Origin of the sequence: Klebsiella sp. HMSC25G12 (assembly GCF_001807705.1) — a bacterium.
Lineage (GTDB): Bacteria > Pseudomonadota > Gammaproteobacteria > Enterobacterales > Enterobacteriaceae > Klebsiella > Klebsiella variicola.
In genome coordinates this window covers 48,925-63,112 of the sequence record NZ_KV789871.1, presented here as the reverse complement: position 1 = coordinate 63,112, position 14,188 = coordinate 48,925, and the positions used below count along the sequence as shown (strand labels likewise).

The window sequence follows — 14,188 nt, the reverse complement described above, 5'->3', positions numbered from 1 at the left end:
ACTGCAAATTGTTCTGTGATGTACACAGCAATTAATGTCGTTTCAGTTGCCCCCGGCAAGTGCCTCCGGGGGATTTTTTATGTTCCTCAACTTTCTAGTGCGTCAACTCGCCTAATCAAATCCTGTACCACGGTCACCAAATCGGCAATGATTGCCGTGTAATCCACATTCATCACCCTGAATTTTTCACCATCGATCTCCTGCTCGATGCCGAGGAAGGTATACAAGTCGTCAACTTTTTCAGCCTGCTGGGCGATAAAGCCACGCCTCCGGCGCGTTTCGCCTTTCATATTGAACTCGCATACTCCCAGCGAGTTAATGCGCCTGGAGGCCCCTTCTTGAGGCTCCATGAACGCATCTTTCAGCCGGACATCTGAGCCGGTGGTCAGGACGTCACCCTTACCGGTGGAGATCGTGCCGCCAGCCCGGAAAATCCATGCATCGGTTCGCCCGAATCCGTCAGCGTACAGAACAAGTCGGTGTTCGGTGCCTACCTGCTCCTCCATGTACATTTGGACGTAAGCGCCATCCACGTCACCATACGCTCCTCGCCCTGCCATCAATGAGCGTACCGGATTGGAGGTCAGTTGCGTTCCGATGGCTGGGTTGGCTGGCATGGTCGATGATGCTGTGATCCTCCCGTCCGTTACCCAAAAACTTTGTACCTGCGCGTTCAGGCGGTTCTGCCTGTCGTGGATAAGGCGAGCGGTATAATCCGCACTGCTGCCATTGTAGTGGAAGTCAATGTAAGGCGTGCTCATTGACAGCTCGATCGCCTGCGTCAGAACCTTCCCCTTTGACGTGTTATCGATGTTGCCGCCAGCTGATAACCCACCGGGCAAAGTCGTCTGGTTATCGGTCCCAATAACGAGGATGTCATCAAAGGTATCTGACGGTGACACAGTGGTCGCTCTTGAACGCTGAACCCTGAACGGTGTTCCCGATCCAACGGCAATTGTCCCGCCTTGCCCCTGTTTTTTGAGCAGAGCCAGATCTGAGTTCTTACCGAGAATAAAACCGGCATTATCGCTGGTTATAACCTGCGAGCCGTCGAGTTTGTTTCCTCCGGTGAGTTTTGCCAGCGCGTTAAGATCCGATGCCTTCGCCATCCCGCCTATCGCCGGCACGGTTACCTGCTTTCCTGTGATCGGGTCAGTCATGGTGATATTGCCGCTGCCGGTCAGGGCCATCGACCAGCCCTCCACCACACTACGCCAGAATGCAAATGCGCTGGCCAGCTGGTTAGCAAACGACGAGGTACTGGCGGTTTCAGCGGTAATAATTCCGTAACTGGCGCCGGAAAATGCGGTGGTGATATTCCGGGTCAGCATCAGCTGCGTGTCACTGTCCACGGATTTGATCGCATACAGGTCAGTACTACCGCTGCGGTAGACCACCAGAATCGACCCCGGCTGTATCCCCAGCGCCACCTGTGACCACTTTGTTGTCGCTCCTGTCACCCGTGCCTGCGACGCTGCACCCGTGACGGTACCGACTTCATACATCGCCATAATAAAGTTCCTCCTGGATGGTTATCCCTGGAAAAAGAAAAGGCCCCTGGCGGGGCCTCTGTTAGCTAAATGAACTGCTGTCCGTTCGGAATGCGGTTGCGGTGATGTTCTCGACTGTGCAGGTGTAATCAATCGCGGCATTACGACCTGTAGCCTTGATAAAGAAGCCGACATTGTTGTAGTCAGCATCCAGGCGCGCGGCAAACCGCAATTCAAAGGCCGTGGTGCCAGCTGTGATATTACCGGCATCGACGAAGATACGGCGGGTTACCTCCTGCCCACCAATGTTGAACGTAATATCAGAGGTATACCCCAGGCCACTGCCTGTCCCATAGGTCTGGCACACCAGGGTGCAGGCCAGAACCACTGTCATGCTATACCCCCTGTTCTGATACGCACCGTTCCGCTGTACCGTCTGGTTGCGGCGGAAGGTCAGGCTGTCGTAACCTTTTGCCACCGCAATGTCACCGATGAACGCATCCGCCTGGACAGTGCCACGGAACACGCCGCTATTCGCTTCGACCCTGCCACGAACGATCACGTTATTGAACTGCGAAGAGCCATCCTTGGCGATACGCCAGCCTTGCGACCCGTCAACAAAGTTATTCGAGCGGATCTCGTTGCCGATCTTCGCGTTCGTGATGGAACCGTCCGCGATTTTGGTTGAGGTCAGGGAACTGTTTTTGATACGTGCCGTATCGATATACAGTTCATTGCCTTCGGCAATCATCACCGGCACTGCCGTCGCATTGTTACGGTTAAACAGCGAGAAGCGGTCGGCGTAGAGGATCATGTCGCTCGTTTGACCATTGCTGCCCAGCGTAATCCCCGCGCCAACATTCTTCCCGTTAACCGTCTCAACCTTCATCGACCACAGCGAACTCACCGTACCATTCACATCCGCCACAGTTTTAGCGGTGTTCTGAACGGAAGCGCTGAGATCCCCGACACTGGATGTCAGGGTCGTCTGCTGCGTTGCCAGCGCCTCCAGTGCCGTTGCATGCGTCTGCTGGGTACTGGTGATACTGGCCACCGATTTAATCGTGTTGTCCAGCGTCGTCTGGTTTTTGATGTTGGCGGCCGCCTGGGCGTCAATCTGCGACTGAAGCGAGGTATTCAGGCTGGCCTGTGTGCTCTGGCTGTCGCTCAGCGTCTTCGCCATGTTATCGACGCGGGAGTTGGCGTTATCCACTTTCGTGGCCAGTGCCGTCTGCTGCTGCGCCTGGGCAGTGATTTTCCCTTCGGCATCCGTTACGCGCGCCGTCAGGCCGCTCACGGCGCTCGCCGTCGCGTCAGAGGCATCCTGTGCCGCTTTCGCATCGGTAACATCCGTGATGACCAGATCGTCGATATACAGTGAATAGCCAGGGGTACCGTTGCCGGTGGCGCCACGAGTGGAGATCCAGACCACCGCACGTGTTCTGCCTGCCCCGTTGTTACTGGCGATACCCGTGAATTTCACCCACTTATCGCGCGCGCCCAGAGAGGCTTCGCTGACAGTGACCGCCGCCTGCCACGCATTTTGCCCGGCAGCATTCTGCGACTGGATACCGACCAGCGTTGTCCACCCGGAGGAGGGCGCCTGATCCGCCGGCATCATGGCCCAGAACTCAAACCGGAACTTCGCGTCCTCACGGACTGACTGCCAGGTGCCAAGCTGTTTATCACTGTTGCCGCTGTTGTTCTCATCCCGTCTCAACTTCAGGCTCTTACCGCCGGTGAATTTCCGAGACGCCACCACAACGGCGGTGCCGTTCCCGCCCAGCACCTGGCCATCGCTGTAGCTTTCAAACGTACCGTCAACCCACGGATTAGCTCCCTGAGTGCGGATGGTATTGATGGTGCTGGTCAGCGACGTGATGCTCTGCGACTGGCTGGTGATGGTGTTTTCCACCTGGCTGACGCGACCGGTCAGTGAACTCACCGCGGACGTGTCAGCCTTTTTACCCAGCTCAGTATTCATCGTGGTCAGGCTGTTCTGCAGACTGGTGAGCTGCTGCGACTGCGAATCCAGTTTACCCTCGGCAGACGTCATCCGGGTGGTCAACCCGGTTACAGCGCTTTGCTCAGCTTTCTGACTGACCGCCGCATTCGTGACGGCCAGATCGCCGCTGAGTTTCGTCAGCTGCTGCGCCTGGGTGGTGATAGCCCCTTCCGCTGCAGTGACGCGGGTATTCATCTGAGAGATGGCCCCGGCATTAGCCGCGATATCCTTTTCATCCGTAACATCGAGAACATGGAAATCATCAAAATACATGGCCCCCGCGCTGAGGAAGGTCGTCAGCTGGAAACTGGCCGTCGTGGTCTTCGTGGCTTTCCAGTCAAACGTTACCAGTTGCCAGCCAGAACTAAACGGTCCGTAGTTTGAGCCGACCAGCAGGCCAGTGCTGTCGGCCACACGAAACTTCGTGTTACCCGCATCTTTAATCGTGGTCCCCGAGTCCTGCTTCGCCCATACCCCCATGCGGTAGGTACGGCCCTGCGTGATACTGATTTCCTGTCCGACCAGGTTCGACTGGCCGGCGGACATTTTCAGCGCCTTGTTACCCGAGTGCGGAACCTGTAAATCGGCCACCGTCGCGGTACTGCTCCAGCCGGTAAAGCCCGCCGCGCCGCGCTCAAAACTGCCGTTGACAATGAGGTTGTCCGGTATTTTCCCGCTGGCGTCAATATCCGCTGCCGTCTGGCTCAGGCTGTTACTCAGTTGCGTCAGAGAATCCCCCTGCGCACTGAGTGTTTTGCCCTGCTCCGTGACCTGGTTCTGCAGGGTGTTCATCGCGCTTGCATCCGCTTTTTTGTTCACGTTCGCATTCGTCGTGGCCAGATCGCTGCTGAGTTTTGTCAGCGCGCTGTTAGCTGCCGCGATGTCATTCCCCTGCTGCGTCACCGTGCCCTGCAGCTGCGTCACCGCTGTCGTGTCAGCCTTTTTACTCACCGTATCGTTTGTCGACCGGAGGCTGTTCTCCAGCGAGGTGGTCCGCGTGCCGATGCTGCTGAGCGTATCGCCCTGCTGGCTAACCGTGGTGGTCAGTGAATCCACCGCTTTTGCAGTCACATCTGCGGTTTTCTGCGCACTGTTCGCCGCCGTCACGTTACGCATATGCCAGTCGGCAGCGTACCAGACGGTGCCGAACGGGCTGCTCTGATTAACCTGCAGGAACGGCCGCAGCAAGCTGGTATCGGATGGCACCGTAAAGCGCCAGGTGGCTCGTTTCCACGCGGAGGTGGTCCTGGTGTTGCCCCCGGACGCTTTCGCTCCGATGCCACCGGTGGCGGTAGTGGCCCGACCGATATAGAAGTTAAAGTCAGCGCTGCCGGTACCACACGCTACCAGAGCAGACATTTCGAAAACGTCGCCCGGTGTCACGGCGATATTGTTGATTTTTGGCACATGGTCTCGCCCGGCCAGCCGGACGGCATACCTGAACGGGCAGTCAGCCGGCACACCATCGGCGGTGGTCTCCACCACGTCATAACCCATGCGGTCATACGCCGGATCAAATGACGGGTTTGGGATGTAATCATCCCCGGCAGCATTCCCGGCGTTCACCGCCGCCGTCAGGCTGACGATGTTGCTGTTGGCTGCCGTGAGGCCTGCCTCGGTTTTCTCCACCCGGCCAGTCAGCGCGTTAAGCGCCGTCTGATCCGCTTTGGTGTTGACCTTATCGGTGGTGCTGCTCAAATCGCCCTGCAGCTTCGTGATAGCCTGCCCCTGGGAGGTGATTTTGCCTTCCGCACTGGTGACCCGGCTGGTGAGATCACTCACCGACTGCGCGCTGGCCTTTTGTGCCACGTTGTTGTTGGTGGTGTTCAGGCTGTTCTGCAGATTCGTGATGCTCTGAGACTGCGCGGTCAGCTGCCCCTCGGCATTCGTCACCCGACTGGTGAGGCTGTTAATGGCCGATGTGTTCGCGGTAATACCGCTGGCCGCATCATCCGGACTCGGTGACCAGTCGGTCATCACGGTCCCGGTTTCCAGCTGAGGGCGGCAGAGCCAGACTTCTTTGTCGGCAGACGTCGCGCTTTCCAGACGCGCGGCAATCAGCCGTTTGGTGCCACTGGTGGCAGGAATAACCCATTTCACCCAGTAACGCGCCCATGCGGTGGTCAGTTTCGTGACCGCCTTGCCGTCACCGGCCCCGCCTTTAACGCCCTGGCTGGTTTCCGTGGTGGTGGTGTTCGACGGGTTATAGAAATAACTCGCCATCTCCTGCCCGTCATAAGCCCCTTTCGCATAGAAACTGAATACAAATTCCGTACGCCCGGTAACGTCCAGCGTCTGTTCATCCAGCTGGGTATAACCGGATGCACCTTTCGCCAGCCGGGTATAGGCCACGCGGTCGCCCAGATAGGTTTCTGTGGCGTGGCGGCTGCTCCATCCCTCCAGAGTGTCCGCATTGCGGATAAGATTGGTCCCTCCCACGGCCAGGGAGGAAAAGTTGTTTTCCAGGTTCGTCAGCGCGCTGCTTTGCGTGGTCAGATCCCTGCCATGCTGTTCAACGGTGTTCTGCAGGCTCTGAAGCGCCGTTGCATCAGCCTTCTTCGCTACATTGCTGTTAGTCGTGTTCAGGCTGTTCTGCAGGCTGGTCAGGCTGTCTCCCTGCGATTTCAGACCGCCTTCGGTAGCCGTCACGCGGGTCGTCAGATTCGTCAGCGCGCTGGCATTGGCCTTGCCGCTGATATCCTTACCCAGTTGCGTCACATCCGACTGCAGTTTCGTGATCGCGCTGCCCTGAGACGTAATATTCTTCCCGTTCTGCGTGACTGACGCGGACAGACTGGAAAGCGCCTGCGCATTCGCATCGGCGGCATCGAGCGCCGCTTTCGCATCGGTCACGTCAGTGATGATCAGATCATCAATCAGGAAGGCGTCACCCAGGCGAACTTTTGGTGTATTCGGGATGGAGATCCTCACCATTGCCTGTTTCAGCGCGGTTCGGTTGTTGGTCAGATAGCCACTGACTTTTGTCCAGTTGTCCACCGACAACTCGGAGACTTTCACGTTCAGGCCAGGCCACGACCAGCCATTGGCAGAATCCTGGAAGGAAAATCCGAGCACCATATAAACGGTCGGATCGGCGGTCGAGCCAGCCGGCAACTTAACCCACGCCTCCACGTAATAGACCGCGTTATCGCGAACCTGCATGCCTGAAAAGATATGGGTATCGTTATTATCCGTCGCGTTCGGGTTGTACTCCGTACTGCGCGTAACACGCAGGCTTTTGGTCCCGCTGTGCGCAGCTTCACTGGTGATAACGGCGCGGGCATTACTGAGAACATCGCCGACGGCATAGGATTCAAAACTGCCGTCCGGCAGTACGTTGGCTCCCCGTGTCGCCTGCTGCTTCAGCGATGTATTCAGGCTGGTCAGGCTGTCGGCCTGGCTACGGATATCCTTTTCAGTCTGGGTAACCCGGTTGGTCAGTGAACTGACCGCCGACGCATCAGCCTTCTTCGCCACATCGCCTTTGACCCCTTCCAGCGCGTTATTCAGCGCCGTGATGGATTGCCCCTGTGATGTCAGGGTGTTCCCCTGGTTCGTCACCGTCCCGGTCAGAGACGAAACAGCATCGCTGGTCGCCTTGATGTTGGTTTCATCGGTGATATCAAACACCCGGACGGAATCGAGCCAGATTTCGCCGTTTGTCGGATGAGAATAAAGTTTGAAGTTCTGCCCGTCCGCGCCGGCAGCCGTCAATCCGGTTTCCCAGGTGATGGTTTGCCAGTCAGTGGTCAGCGTGACCGTTTTATCCTCATACGTACTGTCCGTCTGGCCGATTTTGTTCTGGCGACGGATCAGCAGACTCATCGCGCCGGAAACACCTTTGGCCTTCACCACCACGCGGTACTTGCGCTGGCCATTCAGCGGCACCGGCTTGTTGTTGTTGGAGAAGATCCCCGGACTGGTGTTAGTCGTCCGGTTCAGCCGGACCCCCGCTTTCCCGTCCCCGAAATCGCCAAAGGTCACACCGGCTGGATACTGAATATCCCAGGCAGTGCTGCCCTGTAGAAAATCAAAGTTCGGGATCAGGTTGTCGCCAGCGTTGCGGGTGGCCGTCAGCACATTCGCCAGATTTGTCAGCTGCTGGCTCTGTGTGGTCAGTTTCCCTTCCGCCTCTGTTACCCGGTTATCGACCGAAGTCAGTGCCGTTGCATCGGCCTTCTTCGACACATTGCTGTTGGTCGTGTTCAGGCTGTTCTGCAGGTTCGTCAGCTGCTGGCTTTGCGAGGTGATAGCCCCTTCCGCTGTGCTGACCCGGCTCGTCAGTCCGGTAACGGCGCCGGCGGTGGCATCGATGTCCACCCGGTCGGTAACGTCAGTGACGTAAAAATCATCGAAGTAGCGGCTGCCGCTAATCAGATAGTTGCTCAGCGTCACCGGCAGGCTGGCTGTCTCCGTCGCTTTCCAGCGACCGGAAACCAGGGTCCAGTTTGTCCCCACCGTGCCGCTGTTGTACGGACGCTCAAAGACCGGCTGGCCGGCAGAGTTACCGATCCGCAACTTGTTGTTCCCCGCGCCATTATCCGTCGTCGCTCCGGGTTCCTTGACCCACACCCCGATTTCATAGGTTCGCCCCTGAACAAACGGGATGTATTGCCCCGGAGACACGCTCCCCGGATCAACCTTCAGCGCCCGCGTCCCGCTGTGAGGAGCGGAAACCTCCACCACACTGGTCGCGGTTGACCGCCCGGTATAACCATCCAGCCCGCGTTCAAATGATGGATTCACGACCAGGTTACCCGGTATCTGACCGCTGGCATCGATATCTGCCGCAACCTGCGAGAGACTGTTCGACAGATTCGTCAGCGAATTGCTCTGGCTCTCCAGCGTTTTACCCTGCTGCGTCACTTTCGTGTCGAGCGTGGCCAGCGCAGTCGCATCGGCTTTCTGCGCCAGCGCTTTATCGGTATTCGCCAGATTTCCGGTCAGTTTCGTGATGGCGCTGTTCGCAGCAGTCAGATCGTTGCCCAGCTGTGTGACGGTATTGGTCAAATCCTGCACCGCTGTCGCATCAGCCTTTTTGGCCACTGCGGCATTGGTGGTTGCCAGCCCGTTTTCCAGCTGGGTTGTCCGGTTGCCGGTCGAGGTCAGCAGATTACCCTGTTGCGTCACGGTGGTGGTCAGCGAGTCAACCGCCGCCGCCGTGGCATCCGCAGTATCCTGAACCTTTTGCGCCGCTGTCACATTTCGCATATGCCAGTCCGTAACGAACCATACGGTGCCATACGGGCTGTTCTGCGAGATCTGCAGGAACGGGCGGATATAACCCCTGTCTACCATCGCCTGCGTGACCTTGAAGCGCCAGGTGGTTCTCTGCCAGGTCGCGGAAGGTGATTTTCCGCCCCCCGCCATGAGTGGCGCACCGGTGCTCGTATCTGGCCGAACGGCGGTGCCAACATACAGATTAAAATTCGCCGTGCCGGCGCCGCAGGCAACCAGTGCGCTGATCTCAATCACATCGTTAAGCGTGGCCGGGAACGCGGCAAAGTTAGGATGGTGATCCCGGCTGGCAATTCTGGCCGCATAACCATACGGGCAGCCAGGAGGGACCTCCTCAGCCGTCGTGGATACGACGCTAAACCCCATCTGGTCGTAAGCCGGGTCAAATGTCGGGTTGGGAATTAAATCTCCGCCTGATGCGTTTCCGGCCCGTACAGCGGATTTCAGCGAGGTAATGTTGGCGTTAGCAGCCGTCAGCCCGGATTCCGTCTTCTCCACTCGTCCGGTTAGCGAGTTCATCGCCGTCTGATCCGCTTTGCTGGCCACGTTCGCGTCTGTCTGCGTCAGCGCATTCCGGAGTTGGGTGATGCTCTGCGAATTGCTGACCACCTCGTTGCCAATCTGGCTGACATTCGAGCTGAGCACGCCGGCTGCGTTTGCCAGCGCGGAAACCCCGAGACCGGAGTACATCTCAGCAACCTTGTCTGACAGCTTCAGGCCCAGGTTGATATACGCCTGGCCGGTCCACTGATTCACCAGAAACTCAACGGTGTTCCAGCCGACTTTCAGTTCAAAACTGACGGTATTCCAGCTGGCGTTACCCCAGGCGACCTGAACCCCATTCACAAATATGGCGCCGGTATCATCAAAAACCCTGGCGCCGGGCGCCAGTGTGATGGTGGTATCTGCGGCCACTTTCACCTGGCAGGAATACAGCGCGATCAGATAGCTGCCGGCGGACGTAAAGTCCAGTTTGGCCGCGTCGGCCACCTCATCCACTACCGTTGGTGCCACAGCACGAACATCGCTGAATGACGGGACTGTCCCGGCGTTAGCCAGCTGCACCGGATAGATCCGACGGGACCAGCGATTCGGCTGGCCATTGACCAGTTGATTCGACAGGCTGGTGATGCTGTCAGTATTGCTGCGAATATCCCGCCCGTTTTGCTCTACCTGCTGCGTTAAGGCAGTGACCGCAGCCGCTTCGGCTTTCTTCGCCAGCGCGGCATTTGTCGTGCCCAAATCGCTCGTCAGTTTCGTGATGGACTGACCCTGGCTGGTTATCCTGTCGCCCTGCTGGGTAACAACAGACTGCAGCCCGCTCAGTGCTTCATTCGTACCAGCCAGGCCCGTTTCCGTCTGGCCAACCCGGTTAGTGAGCGATGTTAACGCGGCGCCCTGCGATGTCAGCGTGGCGCCCTGTTGCTCAACTTTCTGCGTCAGGGACGTCAGCGCGGCCGCATCGGCTTTTTTCCCGAGGCTGGTTTCCAGGCCACCGATACGGCTCGCCTGCGCGCTCTGCTCTGTCGTCAGAGAACTCAGTTCACCAGAAACAGCAGCTTTGTTGTAGTTAAACTGCGTCTGCAGGGACTCTCTGGCCTTAACTTCCGCCGAGATGGCGGTAACGCGCGCGGTTTTTTCCTGGTACAGCAGCCCGGAGGTGACTTTCTCCAGATCGTTCCCATCATAGGAGCCACGCATCTGCGCCGCCAGCGTGCTGCGTGCCTGCGCTTCGGCGGTCAGCGCGTTACTCAGCGTACTGCGCACATCCTGCAGAGCCGCCGTACTGGCGCCGGGTGCTGGCCGGCCAACGGCGATCCAGTCGAATTCGATAAAGTTGCTGGCATCCTGCTGGTTCGTCAGGTCCAGGCGAATACGATCAATGTTCCCTGTCCACGGAATATCACGCACAGTCAGGGTTGCCACCCCATCGGCATATTCCGGCTCAGCAACAATGTATCGCTTCGTGTTATTGAAGTTTTCGCCGGCAGACACCCAGCGGATCTCACCCGCCCAGACTGGTTTACCGGTTTTACGAAAGCGCAGCATGATGAAGCGGTACGCCGCACCATCGACAGCCAGTCCGCCAGGAGAGGTAATGTACGGATCGGTGGCACTGTCCGCCGGGCGTAACCAGCCATCCTGGGACACACCCGGTACGCCGGCGCTGCCGGTCCAGCCCTCGGTCGTCTGATTGTTGAAATGCCAGATAACCTGCGAATCGAACTGGATATTAGCGCCGGCAGCGAGGCTGGACATTTCCCGCGCCAGATTCTCATCGGCAGTCTTCATCACCTGAGTCAGGCTCTCGATACTCGCCTCAATCCCCTGCGTTGCCGCCAGCAGTTCATCAGCGGCCTGTGCCGCCTTCGCGTTAACATCGGCGATACGATCCGCGGTCTCCTGCTTCACTGCATTGGTCAGCGTGGTGTTAACCTGAGACAGCGACTGCTTCAGGCCATTTTCGGCAGTCTTTATCTGCGCATTCAATGCGGCATCGCCGTCGGCCAGCGTTTTGCTGACCCTGGCAATCTCCAGGTCGATGGTGGCGTTGATTTCCGCAGCCGTATCGGTGACTGACTGTCTTACCTGGGTGATGCTGTCGGTCAACGACTTGTTCACAGTTGCGATCTGCTTGTTCGCATCTGCGACGGCGGATTTTGCCTCCTGAACGCCTTTGTTTGCCTGAGCCAGACCAGAATCGAGAGCCTCATTGACCGAGGTGATCTCATCCGTGATGGTTTTATTCACGGCGGAGATCTTCCCGTCAACATCAGCAGTGATGCTTTTCGCCGATGCATCAATATCCTGGCTGACCTGCTTCGCCTGGTCTTCGGCTTCCTTACGCAGAGCTTCAGCGGTCTGCTCCAGTTCCTGCTGCGTATTGCGGATACCTTCCTGTGTTTCGCTAATGGTGCGCTGCGTTTCCTCCCAGGCCGCCGTATCCTTGATCGCGTCGGTCAGGTTTTCGTAGTAGTCATCAAAGTTATCGCTGGCCATCCCCTGGACCCAGCCGGTCCACGGGCTTTCATTGCCAAGACGATCCACAAGGCGCGCCCGATACCAGAATTCTGCGCCCATACTGAGGCCCATCTGCTGATAGCTTTTCCCCGGATAGGCCACGTCTGATAACGGCATTGGCGCACTGCCGTCCTGGTTTTTGCTGTACTGCAGTTCCGTGCGCAGCGTATCCCCGGAGCCGGTCGGGAACTCCCAGCTAACCTGGACTCCATGAACCAGCGAACGGGTTGCCAGCGCCAGCGGTGCCAGCGGCTCGCCGACCTTGCCGGTCAGGGTTTTCTCTTCGGAATACGCCCAGCCGCTCGAGATCTCCGCCGCATTGATCGCGCGGACGCGAACCAGGTAACGACCGGCATAAATGCCGCTGACCTCAAACGAGGTGGTCGAGCTGCGCGGCACATTAATCCAGTTCCCGTCGTTACGGCGCCACTGCGCCTCGTAGGCAATAGCGCCGCTGACCGCTGACCAGTTAACCTGCATCGTTTCGACGCTGATCCCCTGATTCACGACCGAGCGGGATGTGATGACAATATCGTCAGGAGGTGACTGGTTGCCCGCCGGCAATACGCTAACCGGGCGCTGGTCGATAATAGCGCCGGTATCGATGCGGGGGAATTTATCCGGGTCATGTGCCACGCCGGTGATCGTGAGGGTGGCATCGCTGTTCTCTTTTACCCCTGTAACCCGGTACTGCTGCAGGAAGAGGTCATCGGATTCAATGGCCCAGACGCATTCCCGTTCTGGTGTCTCACTGTACGCCGTTGTGACCGTAATCTGCCGGCGTCCGTTAACAGCCTGAATTGTCCGGCTCTGTGAGATCCCGGATGGCAGGTTTAGCTGGAGGCGGTCGCCAGGTTTGGCATCCACATCACGATCCAGCGTAATCACCCGGCCATTCACCGCGCTGATTCGCCCGCCGTTGACCCGTCCGGCCAGCAACTCATCCGCCAGGGCAATAATATGACCGGGTTGAGGAATGCGACCGTCCAGCCCGACATCAATTTCGACCATGCGGTCCTTATTGTTGGTCAGTATGCCCCACAGCCCCTTACGGTGGGCTTCGCTCTGGCGCGTACAGCCAATCGCCGTCATTTCGAGCTGGTTAAAACTGTAGCGGGAAATCAGTTCCGGGATAAATGCCGGCTCCATTGCATCAGCATAAGCATTATCCGGATCAGACCAGGAAACCAGGGCGTTGGTGTACCGAACCTGGCTGCTGCTGCTCGAATAACGGGGTTTGCCGATAATATTGGCGCGCGTATAGGTAAAATCGACATCACGCGGCATATCAGCCTGCACAACAATCTGCTCACCGTTCCAGCAGGTCATGCCCCGGAAAATGGCGGCAAAGTCTCGCAGCACGGTGTAAGCATCGTTGCGTTCCTGGACATAGACGTTACAGGTATAGCGCGGCTCCATGCCGTCACCACCGCGCCCGTCAGGAACCAGCTGATCGCAGTACTGTGCAATCTGGTACAACGTCCATTTCGAAATATTGGCGCTGCTCAGACGATTACCGAGACCAAAACGGTCAGCTATAACAATGTCGTAATAGATCCAGGCCGGGTTATCCGTCCAGGCCCATTTAAACCCGCCGGTCCAGACGCCGGTATATTCGCGGGTTTCCGGATTGTAGTTATCCGGCACACGAATCACGCGCCCACGCGGCTCACAGGAAATTTGCGGAATGGAGCCATTAAACTGGCTGGAGTCGAACTCGATATAAAGCAGCGCGGTGTTGGGATAACGCAGCTTCGCGTCAATCACTTCGGTATAGCTCTGCAGCGTCATCACGTCGCCAACTTTGACACTGTTTGCATCCGGAGAGATTTTACGCAGGCGTAGCGTCCAGGTACTGCCGGCCTGGGGCAGATCAATACGATGGCTCCGCTCATAACCGGAGGTGGTTTTACCCGTGACAGCGGTTTCCAGCACCGTCTGCCAGGCGCCGCCGTCGGTCTGCAGGTCAATCGCATACTTGACGGTATTGCCCACCACGTCGCCGTCATCTTCCTGTTTCATCAGGGACGGCCATTTCAGGCGGACACGAACGGCAGAAAGCTGGGTATTAGTAAAGGTATGGGTCCAGGCTGTCTTGCTGGAAACTTCCGATCCCACACTGATTTCATTTTCAGTACCGGGAATACCCTGAATATAAGTCTGAGCCTGCGTGCCGGGGCGAAATTCCCAGGACACGCCACTGAAGTTTTGCGAACCATCAGCATTTTCAAGCGGGGTGCCATCAAGATAAATATCTTTCCCGGTTAAACCACCTGCAAATTCACCCTCACCTAATGCGAGCAGAATTTTGGCTTTCGCAACGGACTGTAAATCATCCGGCTGTTCCGTCGGTGTACGCTGCTTTGAGCCGCCACCCTTGCGCCCTTTAATTATGTTATTTGCCATATTACGCCCATAAAAAAAGCCACCGCAA

General features: G+C 57.6%; 2 protein-coding genes. Both read right to left on the bottom strand.

Annotated features, from left to right (window positions below; all coding sequences use genetic code 11):
• Nucleotides 1-86: 86 nt before the first annotated feature.
• Complete coding sequence (locus HMPREF3096_RS10190) at nt 87-1,511, bottom strand: tail fiber domain-containing protein (RefSeq protein ID WP_064323406.1); 1,425 nt, start codon at nt 1,509-1,511, stop codon at nt 87-89.
• A 61-nt stretch (nt 1,512-1,572) separates the two neighbouring features.
• Nucleotides 1,573-14,160, bottom strand: coding sequence for a TipJ family phage tail tip protein (locus tag HMPREF3096_RS10185; RefSeq protein ID WP_070544419.1), 12,588 nt, complete (start codon nt 14,158-14,160; stop codon nt 1,573-1,575).
• Nucleotides 14,161-14,188: the final 28 nt, after the last annotated feature.

Bases quoted from the DNA above. Each gene is read 5' to 3' on its own strand.
- HMPREF3096_RS10190 (WP_064323406.1), bottom strand. From the start codon at position 1,511: ATGGCGATGTATGAAGTCGGTACCGTCACGGGTGCAGCGTCGCAGGCA.
- HMPREF3096_RS10185 (WP_070544419.1), bottom strand. From the start codon at position 14,160: ATGGCAAATAACATAATTAAAGGGCGCAAGGGTGGCGGCTCAAAGCAG.